The sequence below is a fragment of the Bradyrhizobium sp. Crot121 genome (assembly GCF_059512385.1).
The window spans coordinates 1-18,811 of record NZ_JCAMOR010000002.1 but is presented as its reverse complement, the minus strand read 5'-3'; the positions used below and the strand labels follow the sequence as shown (position 1 = coordinate 18,811).

Sequence of the window (18,811 nt, the reverse complement as noted above, 5' to 3'; positions counted from 1 at the left end):
ATATTTGCATTCGGACAACATCCTTCAAGTCCTGACAGCCAGAATACACTTTTCGAAGACTGTGCCAGCGCAATGAACGCTGATATCGAGCGCCAGCCGGGGTCATTGAGGCACTGCTTCGAGCCCCCGGCCTGACACGATGAACGTATTTCCCTCGATAGGCCCAGTATTTGCGGCTAACTCGATAAATGCGGTCGCCACGTGCGATGACGTCGGCGGAGAGGCCATACTCCGCACGAAGTCCGCGGGCGATACGCCGAGATAGCGAGAATAACCAGCGATCGCATGCCTTCCTAAGTCCGTATCCGGCATGATGCGCGGCGCTAACGATATGAACCGCAACTCAAGCCCGAGACGGTCCGATTCCTTCTGTGCATAGTTTGCGATAAACATCTGCGTTCGCTTGGCGCCAGCGTATCCACCCGAGTTCGGGGATCCTGCGAGAGCAGCGCCGCTCGACACCAGAATGATCTTGGTCCCTAACGGCAATGGGCGCAATATTGCTGCTTTACAGAAGTTAAAAGCTATCCGGACGTCAGCCTCCCAATTTCTCCCGAACTCCTGCCAGCTCTGCTCATGGAGTGGGGCGGCGGGCGGGAAAGCCCCGGCGCAAATGGCAAGGACGCTCGGCTGGCGGACGTCGAATATTTTGCGGGGCGCATCGTCGTCCGTTGCGTCGAGCGACATGATCTGGACGTCAGACAGTTCTTGTTGCAACCGCTTGAGGGCCCCCTCCTGCCGAGCGACAGCAAATACACGCGCGCCGTTGCTGTGAGCTGCCTCCACGATACGGCGCCCCACGCCTCGGCTACCTCCGATCACCACGACGTCCTTGCCCGTCAATGCAAGCATGCTACTCTCCTAGCGTTGCGCGTTTATGTCTGCCTGACGATAAATAAGACCGGCTCGACGACCGAAATTCATCGGTGAGGTCATCTTTTTTCGCAGGTTGGCCTACTGAGTGATACGCATCTCCAAGCCCCCACGCCTTTGGGAGCCTTCCAAACAGCTCGCAGAAGAACTTCGGCTCAAGGCGCTTTAGATTGCCCGCAGGCGGCCACGCATACGTCAGGTGTAAGATAGACGCGTTGGCTTGGAGTCATTAACTCCCGCGGGCACGAGTTTTCTGGAAGCCTTCCAGAGCTGTCCGTTAATAAAATTCGGCGCGAGTCGGCGCATGAATGCGAGTTGCTTCGACTGCCCCGGCCGGATCTCGGGAACGCCTGCTTTGAATCCCTCGAATGATTGTTTCACTAGCCGTTCGGTTGTGATCATGGTGATGCCATCGTCTTCCCAAAGGTCAGCCGTCATCTCGGTCTTGACCGCCGGAGGCATGAGTTCGATGACCTCCACACCAGTCTCCTCCAACTGGAAGCGAAGCGATTGGGTGTACGAGTGGATCGCCGCCTTGGTCGCGCAATATATCGGCAAGCATGGCAAGGGCACGAATGCCAAGGCAGAAGACACGTTGATGAGCGTACCTTTGTTAGCCTTTAGCATGTCGATGAAGGCGGAAGTCATCCTGATCACGCCACCCGCGTTGACGTTTAGCTCCACTGTCAAACCAGCAATGTCGGCTGCTGTGCCCTTGAGGTTCTTATAAAGGCTAATACCGGCGTTGTTCATTAGCACGTCAAGCTGCGGGAAATCCTCCTTCACGCGTGCAGCAAGTGCAGCAATCTGAGCTGGATCGGCGACATCGCTCTGGATCGTTTGTATTTTCGGATACTGTAGCTTCACTTGGTCGAGCACGGCCTTGCGCCGACCCGTCACGATAACCTGGTTACCGAGCTCGACGAACTTAAGCGCGAACGCAAGACCAATGCCGGCAGAACCTCCGGTGATGAGGATTGTGCGACCAGTGAGTTTCATGGATTCCCCTGAGTAAACTGTGCCCCGCTCGGAGGGGCGCGATACGACAAATCGCAGTCGAGAACAGATCAACCATCTTCCGCCGTCCGCCGACCGCCCGGATCGAGCGGTCGAACGGCACGACCACGCTGGCAGATTCGAAGCAGGACGCTAGTCGTCGAGGGCTCCCAGACTCATGTTAACGATAGTACCAGTCATCGCGCTCGCCTGATCGGAGGCGATGAAAGCAGCCGCGTTTGCCATCTCAGCAAGGGTCGTCAGCCGACGCGTGTGGGTTCTGCTCGCGATCAAATCGTGGAACTGGTCCCAGGAAATTCCCCATGCTTTGGCATGAAGGCCGTAGACTTCTCTAATCGTACCAGAGTCCGGCATGCCGAGCGGTCGAAGACCAACCACTCGAACGCCATCGCGCGCAAGTTCGGCAGAAAAGTTCCGGGTGAGCGCTTCTACGGCGGCCATGGCCGGACCGACCCCGCCCATCATCGGAATGCCGGTTCGCGAGGGGGTTGAGGTGACCGTCATGATCACACCTGATTTTCTTTTAACCATCCAGCGGGCAGCCTGCCGCGCGGTCAAAAGGTACGTTTCCGTGTAAGTCACGATTGGCCGCGAGAACTGGTCCAGCGCGAGATCGACCAGAGGCACCCCCTGCAAATTCGTATTCGGGATCCCGACGGCATTGAAAGAGATGTCAATACGACCGGCCTCGTCAATGACCGACTGGAGATGACGGCTGATCGCCCCCTCCTCGAGAGCATCAACTTCTGCAGTTTGGACCGCGGCGCCATCAAAAGCGATTTCTTTTGCGACGGCTTCAACCGAAGCTCGATTGCGGCCGGTGAGAAATAGCTTGGCTCCTTCGCGTGCAAAAGCGCGCGCGACAGCGCCCCCAACCGCGCCTCCAGCCCCGTAGATCACTGCAACCTTGTCCTTCAGCATCATCTCTGTGTTCCTGCTTGTTCTCTTGTTCGCCCGTGATCCCGAGCGACCTCGTGCGTAAGACCGGAGTGGCAGGCAAAACTCATCGGTGCCGCACGATTATTTTGTGATCCGCTTCTTTGGCGAAGGGGCGATGGCGACCTAACAATCGCGAGCGCGGTCTCTCAAGCGGCAGCATCGCCGGTCTGCTTGCCGCCGCTAAGGAACACTCGAAACCTTGATGTTCTCGGTTCTGGCGAAACTCGCTCCGCTCGGAGGAGCGGGGTGGCGAGCAAAATTCATCGGTGATCGAAAGTATTTTTGACGCCATATGACCATTGACAGCGGTACATATGGCTCTGCCCTGCCAGATTTGGTGGGCGGCGCTCAAAAGGTAAGGACGATTTTTCCGAAATGATCACCTGAATGCAGGCGTTCGAGCGCGGGGACAACATCGTTCCAGTCGAACGTGCTGTCGAGGATGGGCCTCCTCGAACTCGCGGCCATGGCGTTCAGCAGGCTTTCAAGCGACGAACGAGAACCGACCGGAATGCCCTGGACCGCAGCCTGCTTACGAAAGATATCCAGCGGATTGATACTGCCCTGCGCCCCTCCCAGATATCCAATCACGCTAATTCGTCCCCCGGAACGGACTGCCTTGAGCGATTGGGCAAAGCTGCTAGGTCCGCCAGTTTCGAGAATATGGTCGGCCCCCTGCCCCGCCGTCAACTCAAGGACCTCGTCCGACCAGGCTGGCGTTCCGCGGTAGTTAACTCCCGCAAAAGCACCTAGAGCCTTTGCTCGCTCCAACTTTTTGTCGCTGCTCGACAAAACGATCACCTTCGCACCGACCATCAACCCCACTTGAAGGCCGAATAGTGCGACCCCTCCCGTCCCTTGAACGACAACTACATCTCCCGGCCGGATCTGGCCGAACGAAACGAGCGCCTGCCAAGCGGTGGAGCCGGCACATGGAAAGGCGGCAGCCTCGCCGTCCGATAACGCGTCGGGAACCTTCACCAATCGCTGCTCGTCCAGTGTGACTTGTTCTTGCAGCAAGCCATCTCCGGGACCGCCCAAAGACTTCCCCGCCTTCGCGATATTGAACCCGCCGTCGTTCCATTCACCCCAGAAAGCCGAGCAGACACGATCTCCGGGCTTGAAGCGCGCGACGTCCTGACCGACCTCGACGACCTCTCCGACGCCGTCCGAGATCGGTATCAATGGCAAATTGTAAGCTGTTGCAAACGTCCCGGAGACGATTTCCAGATCACGATAGTTCAAACTGACGGCGCGCATCCGCAACCGGACCTCGCGTCGGAGAGGCGCGCGATATTCGCGCTCGACTGGAGCCAACCCCTGGAAGCCGTGACGTTGGATGGTAATCGCCTTCATTGATCGCTCCCGGTTCTGCCTGCGCACAAAGCGCAGCCGGCGACTACATTGACCGCGCCCCTTCTGTATGCAAATGCATAATCTGTACGATGATAATGCCGAGAATTTATATGCTCGACGAAATGAGAGCTTTTGTTCTTCTGGCGGACACGGGATCGGTTAAGCGATCCGCCGAACGCCTTCGGCTCACCCAACCGGCCGTAACGCGGCAGATACAGCGGCTCGAGCATTTGCTCCGGACGGATCTTCTGGATCGACGCGTAAAGCCTCCAGCGCTAACTGCCTCAGGGCTAGTGGTTCTAAATCGCGCTCGCGCCGTGCTCGCTTCGATTGACGACCTCAAGCAAACCGTGGCCGCGGACGCCGATCCTTCCGGTCCTTTTCGAATCGGGGTGTCACATTCACTTGCCGATGCTGGTCTGGCCGAAATGATGCACCAACTGCGCCTTCGTTATCCGAGGCTCGAGCTGTCATTGGCCAGCGGGTGGACCCCCGAGCTTGTTGATCAAGTCGAAGGCGGCCGTCTCGACGCGGCTATTTTGGTGTTCGCCGGCAACGACCCGGATCTTCCGACTCCCGTTGGACAAGTCGTCGGTAAGGAGGAGATCGTGATCGTCGCTCCAAAAGATCTCCCCTTGCCGAGACATTCGAATCTAAAGCAACTTTCTCAATATCCGTGGGTTCTGCTCCCCGACAAATCATGCGGCGCGCGACGCGCTCTCCAGACTTTGATCGAGCGCGATGGAGGTCAGTTTCGCCTGGCGGCCGAGGTCTACGACGTCGAACTTCAGGTATCGCTGATCCACAAGGGAGCAGGTATAGGCATTCTGCCGCGAGGCAAAATCACCGCAGAATTCAAAGATAAGGTGAAGATTGTTCGCGCCCAACGTGTAAACCTTGGAATGATCGTATCGATCGCGCACTCGCCGTTCGTTTCGAACAAGGGCGCCTGCGTTGAGTTTCTTGGATCTCAGTGCGCTCGGCAATACGGCCCGTAGATTGCCCCTACCAAGCAAGTCTTGACCGCGGAAATATCTATGCAGGAAACCACAATCAATCATGCCCGGCTTGCTGAGATCGACTTGAATCTTTTGGTGGCGCTGGATGCTATCAGTTCTTGCGGTAGCGTTACGAAAGCAGCAGGCAAGCTCCGCATAAACCAGTCATCCCTCAGCCATCAACTCGGCCGGTTGCGCGAACTTTTCGGTGACGAGCTTTTTGTCCGAAACGGCGCAGGCATGTCTCCGACGCCCCGCGGGGCCGTAATCGCCAAGACTGCATCGGAGATACTGCGCCATATCGATCGAGACCTGCTCAATGTGATCGCCTTCTCTCCTTCCGAAACTACCCGGGTATTCAAGCTTGGCATTCCGGACTATCTGGAAAGTGTACTTGTCCCGCCCTTGGCAAGATTTTGCCTGGGGGCGGCACCTCATGCGCGACTGGAACTTCATTCGCTCGAACATCAAAAGGCAACGGACATGTTGGATAGAGGTGAAATTGATGTCGCTGTCGGAAATGTTTCGGAAGGGGGTGTTGTGCACAAACGCAAGGTCTTGTTCGACGACAATTATGTTTGCCTGCACAGCTTGGCCCTCCTCGAAAAAGTCCGGTCAATTACCTTTGAAACCTACTTCGAGCTTCCACACGTAGCGGTCGATTTGAAGGAAAGAGCTTGCAGACTGGTCGACGATACGCTCGAACAGAAAAAACTGGGCCGGAAGATAGTAGTGTCCACTCCGCACGCTCACGCTCTTCCAGAGCTACTCGAATCTCTTGCGGCAATAGCGACGGTTCCACGGCTATTCGGGAGGAGTGCAGCCAAAGCGCACGGTCTCGCAGTGAGCCCGCTGCCGTTTCAGGTAGCGCCTTTTCAGATTTCTGTGGTGTGGCATGCCTCCAGTCATATGGACCCAGGCATGATTTGGTTTCGAGGAGCAATTGCTGACGTTGCGCGATCTCTGCCGTGAATCCCGTCCCGAGCAAACGTCGTCTGATCTGCGCCGACTGATTTCTCATCCCGGTAACCAGACAAAGTAGCCGCTTTGCCGCACACTCCATTCTCAAAATGCGGGTGGAATCACATTCTATCGTTCAACTTTGAAGACCCCGCAGCAGCGTCGTCAAGCCGACGTACAAACCGGCCCCCCAACGACCTGCTCGATGCCGACAACGGCCAGTCCGTCGAGACGTCCCCGGCACCGCTAACTTTGGACTCCAACGCTGAGCACCGACTACAGGTCGCGAAGAAGGCAGAGGATATACCGGCACCGAAGCGCGGCTCAGTTAGATCAAGCTCGGGCTCCAGGGTTCATCGAAGATGGCGTAGGACTCGCCCGATGCTCGCACGCGGGCAAAGCCGGGGAAATTCAGGTGCATGCCAGCAATAAGAGGATTCTCGGCGGCCGCCATAGCCAATACCGCACGGCGCGTCGTCGAGGCGGCAGCGGAGTCCACATCGAAGGCTATCGTTACTGCCGGCTTTTGAACCTGTATATTGGGGTAATGAACGATGTCACCCCAAATGAGAAGGGTCTCCGCCCCTGAACTTATTCTGTAACCGCTGTGTCCCGGCGTGTGGCCAGGTAGATGCACGAGATCGATACCGGGTATCACATCACCCGCAGTGACGGTCCGCCGCCGATTTCCGTAAGCGGCAAAGACACTTCTGGCGAGATGGAAAAATGGCTGCGCAGCCTCTGGCGCACGGCTCAAATTGCCGTCATCACTCCAGAATTTATATTCTTCCTCGTGGAGGACGAGCTCTGCATTGGGAAATTGGACGGCCGACGGCGATGCCCCAACCAGGCCTCCGACGTGATCCGGATGCGCGTGCGTAAGAAACACGTGATCAATCTGACGCGGATCAATGTTGGCAGCAGCTAGCGCAACCTGGAGCCGCCCACCCCAACCGTTGATACCGCCGGCCCCTCCGTCTATGAGAATCGTCCTGCCGCCGCCTTCGATGATGTAAGCCGAAACCGTCATTGCCGATGAGCGCGGACGCCCTGCCGCCAGTATCATTTCTTCAGCTTCGGTCGGCGTGATCCCGGTCAGCAGTTCGAACGGCACATCAATGATACCATCCACAACCGCGGTTACGGTGTAATCGCCAATTTGCCTTCTGTTCAGGCCGGGCGCCTGGACTTGCGCGACTTTTGTCAAGGAACTTCCTCACGAGAGCTTGGGAGCTGGTGTCGAGGAGTTAGTGACAGTTGAGCCGCCTAAACTCAAATCGGCAAAATCAATTCAGAAAATTGAATTGCTACATATAGGCTCCGATCCCGCAAACATATCGATCTGTCTACAAAGCCTGGGAAAGGCTTCCCCATCGATCACGGCCGATCAAATTGAATTGGAGGCTCGCGGGCTCGACAATCGGGCGCGGAGCAAAGTCGGAACTATCGATTGATAGCCGTTCGACGTAGGTCCCCTGGACTACAACCAAGCTCTCGATGCATCCATCGCGCCATATGTGACTGGTGGGCAAAGCCGACCTCCAACGCGACCTCGCTTGGGCCCAACTTTCCCTGCAGCAGAAGGAAACGCGCTCGTCCACCCTCCTCCGCAATACGTAGCGATGAACCGTCAATCCCATGGCGACCTTGAACCATGTTCGCAGATGCGAATTGCTGACGCCCGCCTCCCGGCTCAATATTTCGAGCGTAAGGGGCTGATCCAGTTTCTCATCGATATAGGTCAACACTCGCTTGAGCTGAATTGGCGAGAGACGAGCTTGCGGGTCGAGCGGCTCGTCACGCAGCCCGAGCAATTGAATTGCTAGCGCGATCCCGATGCTCTCGGCATATAGGAGATCGCTTGCTGATTTCACTGAAAGATCGTGCTCGATAGATCGAGCCAGATTAAAGATCCGATCGTGACGAAGCATATGGCGTTTTTCAAATCCATTTGCGGTTGTGGTTCGCCCGATCTCGGCCCTTACACGGTCCAGCACCACCGGAGCGAGACGGATTTCAAGGGACTGATAAGCCGCTTCTGCGTCGAAGCCTCCGGTGTCTCCAGAGGGAATGAGATCGATGTCGCCGATTTCCCGCAAAGCGGCAAATCCAGTCTCTCGACAAAAAGTGCGGGTGGCACGGCTTAGGTGTACGACAATTCTGTGGGCATCAATAGGGGGGAGTACGCAGGCGCCTGGTTCAACAAGCCTTAACGTGGCCTCGAGGGGCAGCGCCGAACCGATCTGAAAATGCATTTGGCAATCTCGAACTTTGGCGGAACGTACTCAAGATTTGGCCAATTGTGCTCGACTTTCAACTGCTCGAAATCCAAAAAGCTAATACTCCGAACAGCAAATGAAGATCGGCACACATGAGTTACTATGTCGTGGTGGGAGCAGGCCCAGTCGGACGCGAAACGGCTCGCCTTCTGGCAGAAGAGGGGCATAGCGTAGTCCTGACGAGCAGAAATACTGGCATGATCGAGGCGCGAGCGGTGCGCACCATTTCGGCAGATGCGACCAACGCCGTTCAGTTGGCTGAGATCAGCAAGGGCGCTGAAGCGATCTTCATGTGCGCCATGGCGGCCTATGACAGATGGCCGACTGACTTCTTTCCAATCATGGACGGCACGGTCAAGGCCGCTGAGGAGACTGACGCCAAGATCGTCGTGCTCGGCAACCTATATGGATACGGCGAAAGTGCCACAAGCCCACTTTCGCCATTGGCGCCGCTCAATCCGACCAGCAGAAAAGGCACAGTGAGGGGCATTATGTGGGAGCGCGCGGCCAGATCGAAGGTTCCGGCGATCGAAGTCCGTGCAAGCGATTACCTGGGCAACGGAGCTATTACCTATTTTTCGCTACTTGCCCTTCCCTCCCTTCTGAAGAAGGAGACGGTTTCATTTCCAGGTAGTCTGGATGCTATCCACGCTTGGTCATTCACCAAAGACACCGCGAAGACACTTGTGTCCGCGGCGCACTATACGGGAGAGTGGAATCGAGCGTTTCACGTTCCAAGCCAGTATGCGTCAATCCGCGAGCTCACCGAAAAATTCGCAGCAGCTCTCGAGTTTGAGACGCCTAAATTACGCGAGCTCACAACGGAGGAATTGCAGGCCGTCGGTTTCCACGAAGGCGTGGAGATGCGCTACTTGTTCGATAACCCACTTGTCGTCGACGCAAGCGACACCGAGCAACTTCTCGGCGTCACAGCAAGCAGCCTCGAAATAATGATCCAAGAAACACTGCTGGATCACAAGTGATGGAATTTGTCGGCTAGCCTGATCGTCTTGCGCGCCGTAGAACTCGGTCTTCAAAACCGGGCTGCTTTAGATTTGCTCACGTGCAGCGAGAAGCCGGACGTGCCAGCACCTTCAAGCCCAGGCTTCAGCTTCATGCTGGGGATGAAATAGTCGCCACCATTCTGCTTTCTGTAGGCTATCGGCGCAGTTGTCTCGATAGCACGCATCCTGTCCCGGAGCTGCGTCGCGACTGCTTCGAAATCGGCCTCGCTGAAGCGATCAACCCGGTAGGCAACGAAGGGCGGCAGGACTTCATATCCTGGATAAAACAGAACCCCGTGATTGATCGGGAACAGCAGATCATCAATTGGACCGTTCACTCCTCGATCCGAATAGTGCTCCTCCCAACCGCCGGCTGTTACGATCAACATCGCTCGCCTACCCGCGAGATTTCCCTCTCCGAAGCGGTCGCCCCATCGCTTGTCGCTATGTTCCCCGACGCCGTAGGCAAAGCCATTCGCGTAGACGCGATCGACCCAACCCTTAAGGATCGCAGGCATGCCGTACCACCAGAGTGGAAATTGCAGGATCAGCATGTCTGCCCAGACAAGGTTATCGATCTCGCGCTTGACATCCGATGTGAGCGCGTCGCCGTGGAAGGCATCGTTTGATGCCGCGCCCGCAACGAGACGCTTTTCGACCGGCCAGTTCGGAAAGTCTGCACGATCGACTTCAGACTTCCACTCCTGGGCGTAAAGATCAGACACCCGAACTTCGTGACCTTGCCCAATCAGCTCCTGTACTGCAACGTCCCGGAGGGACGCGCTGAGCGACTTCGGTTCAGGATGAGCAAAAACCAGCACCACTTTCATAGATCGAACTCCGAGGCATTAACGGCGAATCTTCGTCCGACAGAGAACACCGGTTTTAGCTATATTTGAAATCGAGTAATTGCTCGGCTACTATTCATGTCATGGATAGCAAGCGGCTTGATCTCAACCTTCTGGTTACCCTCGAAGCGCTTCTAATTGAACAGAACGTGACGAGGGCTGCCGCCAGGCTGCACCTGAGTCAGCCTGCGGTCAGCGCTCAACTTAACCGCCTCAGGAAGGTATTTGACGACCCCTTGCTGATCCCGGCACAGCGCGGGATGACACCGACCGTCAAGGCGCTCGAATTGCTTGAACCGGTACGCCAAGCGCTCGACCAGGTTCGATCCACCGTTTCACGCCACAGAAACTTCGATCCCGCCAGAGCTGAGATGACCATCACGGTCACTTGTACAGACTACTTGCAATATGCTTTGGTCGAGCCGCTCGTCCTCGAATTAAGGAAAACGGCGCCCCGGGTGCGGATCGCTATCCGCAACCTCGATCTTCCGCAACTGGAAGCGCAGATGGCGCGGGGCGATGTCGATCTCGCTCTGATGACTCCGACAGACGCGCCCGCCAACCTCCGCACCAGACACCTATTCCATGACCGATACGTACCTATTGGACGGAAAGATCACCCTCGCCTTTCGAACCGACTATCGATCAAGCAGTTCACGGAACTCGAGCACGTAATTGTATCCCTTCGCGGGGGAGACTTTGTTACTCCCGTGGATATCTCGTTAGCAGCCTTGGGACTTCGACGTAACGTCGTACTGTCCGCGGCATCCTTTCTGTTTGTCCCGGACATTGTGGCACGTTCCGATTTCGTTGCTTTGGTGCCGGAACGCTTGATGTACGAACGGACCGAGAGATTGCGATTGGTTGAAAGTCCGTTTCCTGTCGAGGGATTCTCGGTCGGCATGGTCTGGCATGAACGCACCCATGGGCATAGCGGTCACCGCTGGATCCGCGAGGCGATCGTCTCGTTGGCCAACGCGCGGCTTGCCGAGCATGCTACCGCTTCAAATCTCACCCGCAGGCATGATCGACGCACAAAGCCTTCAAAGTAAGCTCGCTCGCCTGCTTCGATCCACCACGGCTCGCAAATTTGCGATTGCCAGTCGAGGTGGCACGAAATGCCGGATGGCGACCCGCAGTCCAATCAGTGCTTGCTCAAACCGTCACGACGACCTTGCCCAATTGATCATTTGACTCCAGAAAGCGATGCGCTTCGACGATCTGATCAAACGGAAAGGTCTTCGCGATCACCGGCTTTAGCGAGCCTGAGACGAGGCCGTCTAGGACGAACTTCTTCGCGGCCTCCAATCGCGCCTTATTGCCGGTGATCTCATGGACGAGGTAGCCGCGGAGCGTGAGCATCTTGCCCAGCACGGCAGGCAACGGAAACGGGGTCGGCTCGGCACTGAGTCCGCCGTACTCGAGGAGGATACCTCCGCGCGACATCGCTGCGGTTAGAGGATTAAATATCGGTCCTCCGACGGCATCGAGAACAACGCGTACCCCTGCGGGGCCAGCGATATCCTTCAGCCTCTGCTCCAGATCCTCTTCTTCTGAAGCAATCACCTCCGATGCGCCCAACTCGAGCAGAGCTGGCTTCTTTCGAGAAGTCCTCGTGATAGCTATTGTATTCGCCCCAACGGTCTTCGCGACCTGGATCGCTGCAATTCCAACGCTACTCGAAGCGGCCGTAATGACGAGATGATCGCTCTTGGTCAGCTTGGCCACTTCGATAAGGGCACCATAGGCAGTTAGGTACTGCATCCACACGGCGGCCGCCGAGGCAAAGCCGAGCGAGGCCGGGTGCTTGACTACGATATCCGCGGGAAACGTCGCGACCTCGCTGTAAGTGGGCCAGCGAACCATTGAAATTGGAGGGATGATACTAACCGCGTCACCGACCGCGAAGCCGTCTACGCCTTCTCCGAGCCGTTCGACGACACCAGCTGCTTCTAGCCCAAGGCTGGACGGTAATGTTGCCGCTTCAATGTATGCTCCCTTGCGCAAGTTCGCTTCAGCCCGGTTAAGGCCCAGTGCTTTAACGCGAATTTGGACCTCACCCCGACCTGGCAGCTGAACATCGACGTTCTCGATGCGGAGAACCTCAGGACCCCCATGCTCATGGAATCGAATAACCCGTGCCATCTAGCGTACCCCAAAATTGTTGAGTCAACTGAGACTTGCCAGCAGACCCAGCGCAAATAAATAGGATGCTGGGCAAAACAGTAGAAACTGAGAGTTTCGAAATGGATCGTCTTGCTAGCATGGCCGCGTTCGTAAAAGCCGTTGAGTTGGGAACGTTCGCGGCCGCAGCTGCTGCGCTTGATCTATCTGGGCCGATGGTCGGCAAACACGTCCGATTTCTCGAAGAACGTCTGGGCGTACGCCTCATCAACCGGACTACACGCCGCCAGAGCCTGACCGACTTTGGGCGCGCCTACTATGAACGCTGCCGGACGATTCTGGCCGAAGCAGAGGCTGCGGACGCACTGGCAGCGGATCAGCTATCCCAACCCTGTGGAAAGCTACGTGTCACTATGCCCGTGCTATTTGGCCGACGGTGCGTGACTCCAATCCTACTGACGCTTGCGCAGAAATATCCCGCTCTGGAGCTTGACATATCCTTCAGTGATCGCCTCGTCGACCTCGCCGAAGATGGTTATGATCTTGCCATCCGGACCGGCGACTTGGACAACAAAGCCGGAATGATTGCGCGGCGCATCGCGCGCCAGCGCATGATCGTCTGCGCATCGCCGTCCTATGTTGAGATGAACGGCCCGCCGCAGCAGATCGAGGATCTCGGCAAGCACAATGCCATCATCTATCGTCGGTCAGGCCGCATTCGCCCGTGGATCTTCCCGAGAAAGCACGGAGCCCCGGTGGGGATTACCCCCGCTAACCGGTTGAGACTGGATGACCTCGACGCGATAGCCGATGCAGCGGTCAGCGGTATGGGCTTGGCCTGGCTTCCCTACTGGCTGATTCGCGAACGCATTCGGGCGGGCACGCTAGTCCCACTATTGGTGGATCAGCCTTCATTTCCTTACGACTGCCATGCTCTGTGGCTACAAACGCCACACCTACCACTCAAGGTACCTCTCGCAGTGGATGCATTGGCGGCCGCTTTGCCCAAGCGTATGATGTGACACGAACACGCGCCTTGAGACACTGACAGAGGCCTCAAACTGATTCAATGTCGAGGGTGGTCAGGTACTACGCTTGCTGTGTGTTAACGTTCACGTGCCGCGGCTGTGTCACTACATAGAGGACGGCATTGGCGACATCTGCGGCTTCGAGTTGCTCCATGTCGCCGAGCCGGCGCTGAGCGCTGTCGCGCACATCCTCGCAATGAGTCCGGCATTCACAGCGCCCAGCTCGATGCTGGTGACGCGGATGAGATCCTCTTCGTATCCATGGATGCCCCAATCGAAGCCTCTATCACGCGCTCTGCCGCTAGTTTGGGAGGGAGCTCGCCAGTGTCGGTCGGACTTCGTGATCTTGGGTGGGCTATCGCAACATCATAACCCCGAAGCCTTCGACGGGTTGCTGGCTGAACCAAGCGGAAGCGGCCGCGATTGCCAGACCAAGCAACCATCGTTTACGCAACCATCGCTGGACGTCCCGCCAGACCGAGCCGGAAATTGGACGCGCCGGAGGGGGAAGGGCGAAAGAGACCCTATTTTCCTTGGTCGCGGGGTCCGCTACATCGCGACACCCACTATTTGGGGAGCTCTGTTTTGATATCGACGGGCAGCGGTATCGACAGACTTGAATTGCAGGTGCGGAAGGAAGGCATGAAGAGCTGAACGCAGACCGGTAGGTCTCGTGTTACAGTGGTGGACGGGCTTCGGTCCTAATTGTCCGACTCGTCGCACAGCGTGCGACGTACGACCATTAAAAGCGTCGCACGAGACCCGGTTTGTTCTGCCGAGGAGTTTAAAAAAGCCCTTGCGGGCCAATCTCTTAAGGGTGGTGGGCGCACCAGGGCTCGAACCTGGGACCCGCTGATTAAGAGTCAGCTGCTCTACCAACTGAGCTATGCGCCCGGAACGGGTCTGGACGACCTCGTTGCGAGGGCCGTCGTTTAGCAAAGCGCCCCCGCGATGTCCAGCAAGCTGGATGAGGTTTTCCCGTGCTTTGGCAAGGCGCCCGGGAACATGAAAAACCGCCGGATTCCGGCGGTTTTTCCGATGGTTAGGTCACCAACCGGCGGGGTCAGAGCCGGCCGGAGCCGTCGCGGTCACCCCGATCGTCGCGGTCAAAGCCGCGGTCGAAGCGGTGGCGGCGCCAGCCTTCACCCCCAAAGCGGCGGTCCATGTGGGTCAGGAGGGTGAGCCGGCGCTTCTGATTGTCGTCCAGCGTCTTGTAGAGCGGATCGGCGGCGTCGGCGATCTTCTTCAGCGCGGCGGCGCTGGCTGCCATGTTGTCGGCGCGCTCGCGGAGCCGGGCAACCAGATCCGGCTTCTGCTGCGCATCCGCGTTCTTCTCCGCCTCCATCCGCGCATTGGCGCGGTCGATCCGGAGCTTGGCGAAATCGCGCACCGCGGCCTCGACCGGCGGCCACAGCTTCTCCTGGTCCGCCGTGAGCTTCAGCCCGGCGTGAACGGCGGCGATCCGGGCATCGAGGAAGGCCGCGCGGTCCTCCGGGTTCATCCGCATCTGGCCATGCATCCACGGACGATGCTGGGCGTAGGCGACGGTGGAGCCGGCGATGGCGAGCGCCGCGGCGCCGGCGAGCAGAACTTTCTTCATGCGAACCTCCTTTGAAGGTTGCCTGAAGATGAGACCGCCCTGTCCGCCCCGCAACTTACAGTTTGGACAGGGAGCGTTCCCTTACCAAGATGTAATCCGCCATCATTAAGCGTTCACAACATGCCGAGCGCACGCGGCAGCCACAGCGAGATTTCGGGAACGTAGGTGACGATGCCGAGGAAGATCAGCATGGTCAAAAGCCATGGCCACACCGCGATCGTCAGTTCCGTGATGCCCATCTTGGCGATGCCGGACGCGACATAGAGGTTGAGGCCGACAGGCGGATGGCACATGCCGACCTCCATGTTGACCACCATCAGGATGCCCAAATGCACCGGATGGATGCCGAGCTTGACCGCCACCGGAAACAGGATCGGCGCCATGATCAGCACGATCGAGGACGCCTCCATTACATTGCCGGCGAGCAGCAGCAGCAGGTTGACCACCAGCAGGAACATGATCCAGTCGACGCCCGCCCCGGTGATCCACGCCGCGATCTGCTGCGGGATGTTCTCGTTCGCCATCAGGAAGGAGAACAGAACGGCATTGGTGATGATGTAGAGGATCATCGCGCTCATGTTAGCCGAGCCGAGCAGCACCCTGGGCACATCCTTCAGCGACATATCGCGATAGACGAAGACCGCGATGACGAAGGCGTACACCGCGCTGACGGCGGCGGCCTCCGTCGGCGTGAACATGCCGGCGTAGATGCCGCCGAGCACGATCACGATCAGCAGCAATCCCCAGACGCAGCGACGGAATGCGGTGAACCGCTCCGCCCAGCTTGCGCGCGGCAGCCGCGGATAGTCGTTGCGCCAAGCGCGATAGAATGTCGTCATCCCCAATAGCGCGGCGAGCATCAAGCCGGGGATCACACCGGCGATGAACATCTGCCCGACGGACGCAGAGGAGACGCGATGGCCGGCCGGATCGAGCGCGATGCTGCCGCCGGTCGCCACGCAATAGATCACCATCACGATCGACGGCGGGATCAGGATGCCAAGCGCGCCGGAAGTCGTGATCACGCCCGCGCCGAAGCGCTTCGGAAATCCATGGCTCACCATCGCCGGCATCATGATCGAGCCGATCGCGATCACGGTCGCCGGTGACGAGCCCGACACCGCCGCAAACAGCGCGCAGGCCATGACGCCGGCGAGCCCCAGCCCGCCATACCAATGTCCGACCATCGCGGTCGCAAAAGCGATCATGCGGCGGGCGACGCCGCCATGGGTCAGGAAATTGCCGGCCAGGATGAAGAACGGGATCGCCATGATCTCGAAATTGTCGATGCCGGTGAACAGTTTCAGCGCCACCGATTCCGTCGGCACGTTGGTCATGGTGAAGATGAAGGTGAGCACGGTCAGACCGAGCGCGATCGAGATCGGCATGCCCGTCAGCATCAGGACAATCAGCAGGCCGAAGATGAAGAGGCTCGTCATCGCGTCACCTCGCCGGCACCGATCGCGGGCGCATCGACCTCGACGCCCTCGACGCGGGCATGATCGTGATGCGGAAGTTCACCGGTGCGGAAATAAGCCCAGGCAACCTGCAGGAAGCGGAAGCACATCAAATAGGAGCCGAGCGGAATGCAGAGATAGACGAACCAGCTCGGTATCTCGAGATCAGGCGAGACCTGGTCGGTCTGCATCAGGCCGTAGACGAACTTTGCGCCCATGGTGCCGATCACGGCGGTGAAGAAGGCGCCGCAGAGCAGACCGAACAGCACCACGATGTTGCGCCACGGCGATCTGAGCTGGTTGACAACGACGTCGACGCCGACATGGATGCCGGTGCGCACGCCATAGGCCGCGCCGAACTTCGCCATCCACACGAACATGTAGATGCATAATTCCTGCGCCCAGGACAGGTTGATCGGGAACAGGATCGGATAAAGCAAGGGAATGCCGATCAGATAGCGATGGCACACCGCCACGAAGATGATGAGAGTCGCGGCCGCCATCAGCGTCGCGATCAATATCTCCTCCAGCCGGTCGAGGATGCGGAGCAGTATCAATGTTCCCCCCGTCTACAGTGAATTCGTCATGGTGGGCTAAGGCGCGGCGTCTTCGCGCAGGCCGCCCGGGCATCCACAAAGACGTGGATGGCCGGGTCAAGCCCGGCCATGACGGAAGAGTACGCCCCAATCAACACGTCTCAGTTCGTCGCCCCCTTGGTCTCCTTGACGAATTCGTCGATCAAGCCCTGGCCGACGCGTTTGGCGACGTCCTTGTAGACCGGCTCCATCGCCTTGCGCATCGCCGCATCCTGCTCCGGCGTCAGCGCGATGATCTCGCTCTTGCCGATCTTCTTGATCTCGGCGAGCGCGTCGTCGTTCTCCTTCTGCGACTGGCTGTTGCCGTAGGCGGTGGCTTCCTTCATCGCCTTGTCGCACTGCTCCCGGATGTCGGGCGGGAGGCCCTCCCAGAACTTCTTGTTCACGACCACGATGTAGCCGATATAGCCGTGATTGGTGGTGGTGATGTACTTCTGCACCTCGTGCATTTTCTGGGTGTAGATGTTCGACCAGGTATTCTCCTGGCCGTCGACCACGCCGGTCTGCAGTGCCTGGTAGACCTCGGAGAACGCCATCACCTGGGGGATCGCGCCGAGGCTTCGGAACTGCGCCTCCAGCACCTTGGACGACTGGATTCGGAACTTCAGGCCCTTGTAGTCCGCCGGCTCGATCAGCTTCTTGTTGGCGCTCATCTGCTTGAAGCCGTTGTCCCAGTAAGCGAGACCGATCATGCCCTTCGGCTCGAGCAATTTCAGAAGTTTCGCGCCAAGCGGACCGTCGGTGACTTTGCGCAGCGTGGCGAGGTCGGGAAGGATGTAGGGCAGATCGAACACCTCGAACTCCTTGACCCCGATCGGGCCGAACTTGGAGTTCGACGGCGCGAGCATCTGGACCGCGCCGAGTTGCAGGGCCTCGAGTTCTTCCTTGTCTTTGTAAAGCTGCGAGTTGGGGTAGACCTCAACCTTCACCTTGCCATTGGTGTATTTCTCGGCGAGTTCCTTGAACTTCTCGGCCGCCTGCCCCTTCGGCGTGTTGGTTGCAACGACGTGACTGAACTTGATGACGATCGGATCGTCCGCCGCCGCCGGCCCGGCAAAACCAATCGTCACGACCGATGCCGCAGCCAACATCCACTTACGCATGTTTCCTCCCGCTTCATTGCGGGGCGCGCCAATCACCCGCCCCAAGTTCTTGTATGCCAGTCGAACCAATACAGAGAAGCTGACCAAATTGCCATTGCCCGTTAGCAGGGTCCGACATCACCGCATGCTGCGCCGCAAAAATGCAACGTTCTGTCCGGGGCGCTCACGATTGACCAACGCGCTGTCGCATCGTGCGGCGTTGTCGAAAGACGGCCGTAGGATGGGTAGAGCGCAGCGAAACCCGTCGCGATGGAGCAAGCGGTACCGATGATGGGTTTCGCTCCGCTCTACCCATCCTACTGTCGTCCCCGCGAACCCATAACCACAGGGAGTTGTTGTGGCGGGAGCAAGTGGTTGTAGCGGAGCACACCACAAAGGCCTGTGGTTATGGGTCCCGGCTCCCGGCTACGCCAAGGGGCTTCGCCGCGGCGCGCAAGGCCGGGACGACGTGGGGAGAGGTTCGGATTCAAATGTCAAATAGCGTGAGGATGTGAGTTCGCGTTCTCGCGGCATGATGTGCCCGAGGTTTGCATCTCGTTCCACCCTCTCATCGAACAGAGGGCGCAGGGAAAGCCGGGTGCTGGTTGCACCCGTGGGTCCCGTGCAACAAAAAGCACGGGGGTAGGACC

Annotated in this window: 17 protein-coding genes and 1 tRNA gene; 5 read left to right on the top strand and 13 right to left on the bottom strand. The window is 58.1% G+C overall.

Annotated elements, in window-relative coordinates:
- Positions 1 to 102: 102 nt before the first annotated feature.
- The 4 genes from AC5ZGW_RS02320 to AC5ZGW_RS02305 form a co-directional block, all read right to left on the bottom strand.
- On the bottom strand, positions 103 to 852 hold the full coding sequence (locus tag AC5ZGW_RS02320; RefSeq protein ID WP_130228793.1) for an SDR family NAD(P)-dependent oxidoreductase: 750 nt from the start codon (positions 850 to 852) through the stop codon (positions 103 to 105).
- A 216-nt stretch (positions 853 to 1,068) separates the two neighbouring features.
- On the bottom strand, positions 1,069 to 1,872 hold the full coding sequence (locus AC5ZGW_RS02315) for an SDR family oxidoreductase (protein ID WP_130228792.1): 804 nt from the start codon (positions 1,870 to 1,872) through the stop codon (positions 1,069 to 1,071).
- A 150-nt stretch (positions 1,873 to 2,022) separates the two neighbouring features.
- Entirely contained in the window at positions 2,023 to 2,814 is a 792-nt protein-coding gene (locus tag AC5ZGW_RS02310; protein ID WP_130228791.1) for an SDR family NAD(P)-dependent oxidoreductase, read from the bottom strand.
- 363 nt (positions 2,815 to 3,177) lie between these two features.
- Positions 3,178 to 4,185 carry a zinc-dependent alcohol dehydrogenase family protein gene (locus AC5ZGW_RS02305; protein WP_130228790.1) on the bottom strand — a complete coding sequence of 336 codons (1,008 nt, stop codon included), beginning with the start codon at positions 4,183 to 4,185 and terminating at the stop codon, positions 3,178 to 3,180.
- A 110-nt stretch (positions 4,186 to 4,295) separates the two neighbouring features.
- Between AC5ZGW_RS02305 and AC5ZGW_RS02300 the strand changes: the two genes are divergently transcribed.
- On the top strand, positions 4,296 to 5,183 hold the full coding sequence (locus AC5ZGW_RS02300; RefSeq protein ID WP_165435459.1) for a LysR family transcriptional regulator: 888 nt from the start codon (positions 4,296 to 4,298) through the stop codon (positions 5,181 to 5,183).
- 39 nt (positions 5,184 to 5,222) lie between these two features.
- The gene (locus AC5ZGW_RS02295; protein ID WP_130228788.1) at positions 5,223 to 6,155 is read left to right on the top strand and encodes a LysR family transcriptional regulator; all 933 of its coding nucleotides are present in this window, start codon (positions 5,223 to 5,225) and stop codon (positions 6,153 to 6,155) included.
- A 316-nt stretch (positions 6,156 to 6,471) separates the two neighbouring features.
- Here AC5ZGW_RS02295 and AC5ZGW_RS02290 read toward each other — a convergent pair whose 3' ends face one another.
- Both AC5ZGW_RS02290 and AC5ZGW_RS02285 read right to left on the bottom strand, forming a co-directional pair.
- Complete coding sequence (locus tag AC5ZGW_RS02290; protein ID WP_130228787.1) at positions 6,472 to 7,350, bottom strand: MBL fold metallo-hydrolase; 879 nt, start codon at positions 7,348 to 7,350, stop codon at positions 6,472 to 6,474.
- A 139-nt stretch (positions 7,351 to 7,489) separates the two neighbouring features.
- A complete protein-coding gene (locus tag AC5ZGW_RS02285) occupies positions 7,490 to 8,398 on the bottom strand; it encodes a hypothetical protein (RefSeq protein ID WP_496113850.1) in 909 nt (302 codons plus the stop codon).
- A 116-nt stretch (positions 8,399 to 8,514) separates the two neighbouring features.
- Here AC5ZGW_RS02285 and AC5ZGW_RS02280 point away from each other — a divergent pair, with 116 nt between their 5' ends.
- Complete coding sequence (locus AC5ZGW_RS02280) at positions 8,515 to 9,405, top strand: NAD(P)H-binding protein (RefSeq protein WP_130228786.1); 891 nt, start codon at positions 8,515 to 8,517, stop codon at positions 9,403 to 9,405.
- A 50-nt stretch (positions 9,406 to 9,455) separates the two neighbouring features.
- Here the strand turns inward: AC5ZGW_RS02280 and AC5ZGW_RS02275 are convergent, their stop codons facing one another.
- On the bottom strand, positions 9,456 to 10,256 hold the full coding sequence (locus AC5ZGW_RS02275) for an NAD(P)H-dependent oxidoreductase (RefSeq protein WP_130228785.1): 801 nt from the start codon (positions 10,254 to 10,256) through the stop codon (positions 9,456 to 9,458).
- A 101-nt stretch (positions 10,257 to 10,357) separates the two neighbouring features.
- Between AC5ZGW_RS02275 and AC5ZGW_RS02270 the strand changes: the two genes are divergently transcribed.
- Positions 10,358 to 11,326 (top strand): LysR family transcriptional regulator, encoded by a 969-nt coding sequence (locus tag AC5ZGW_RS02270; protein ID WP_130228784.1) that lies wholly within the window; start codon positions 10,358 to 10,360, stop codon positions 11,324 to 11,326.
- A gap of 103 nt (positions 11,327 to 11,429) precedes the next feature.
- Here the strand turns inward: AC5ZGW_RS02270 and AC5ZGW_RS02265 are convergent, their stop codons facing one another.
- Positions 11,430 to 12,419 (bottom strand): zinc-dependent alcohol dehydrogenase family protein, encoded by a 990-nt coding sequence (locus AC5ZGW_RS02265; protein ID WP_130228783.1) that lies wholly within the window; start codon positions 12,417 to 12,419, stop codon positions 11,430 to 11,432.
- Positions 12,420 to 12,520: 101 nt separating this feature from the next.
- On the opposite strand from AC5ZGW_RS02265, the gene AC5ZGW_RS02260 reads away from it, so the two are divergent.
- Positions 12,521 to 13,420 carry a LysR family transcriptional regulator gene (locus tag AC5ZGW_RS02260; protein ID WP_130228799.1) on the top strand — a complete coding sequence of 300 codons (900 nt, stop codon included), beginning with the start codon at positions 12,521 to 12,523 and terminating at the stop codon, positions 13,418 to 13,420.
- Between the two features lie 824 nt (positions 13,421 to 14,244).
- Here the strand turns inward: AC5ZGW_RS02260 and AC5ZGW_RS02255 are convergent.
- The 5 genes from AC5ZGW_RS02255 to AC5ZGW_RS02235 form a co-directional block, all read right to left on the bottom strand.
- Positions 14,245 to 14,320, bottom strand: a tRNA-Lys gene (locus AC5ZGW_RS02255).
- Positions 14,321 to 14,489: 169 nt separating this feature from the next.
- Positions 14,490 to 15,026, bottom strand: a complete 537-nt coding sequence (locus tag AC5ZGW_RS02250; protein WP_130228782.1) for a Spy/CpxP family protein refolding chaperone — start codon at positions 15,024 to 15,026, stop codon at positions 14,490 to 14,492.
- A gap of 113 nt (positions 15,027 to 15,139) precedes the next feature.
- Positions 15,140 to 16,465 carry a TRAP transporter large permease gene (locus AC5ZGW_RS02245; RefSeq protein ID WP_028161828.1) on the bottom strand — a complete coding sequence of 442 codons (1,326 nt, stop codon included), beginning with the start codon at positions 16,463 to 16,465 and terminating at the stop codon, positions 15,140 to 15,142.
- On the bottom strand, positions 16,462 to 17,037 hold the full coding sequence (locus AC5ZGW_RS02240; RefSeq protein ID WP_035689066.1) for a TRAP transporter small permease: 576 nt from the start codon (positions 17,035 to 17,037) through the stop codon (positions 16,462 to 16,464). Before AC5ZGW_RS02240 ends, AC5ZGW_RS02245 begins: the two co-directional genes overlap by 4 nt.
- 143 nt (positions 17,038 to 17,180) lie before the next feature.
- On the bottom strand, positions 17,181 to 18,182 hold the full coding sequence (locus AC5ZGW_RS02235; protein ID WP_130228781.1) for a TRAP transporter substrate-binding protein: 1,002 nt from the start codon (positions 18,180 to 18,182) through the stop codon (positions 17,181 to 17,183).
- Positions 18,183 to 18,811: the final 629 nt, after the last annotated feature.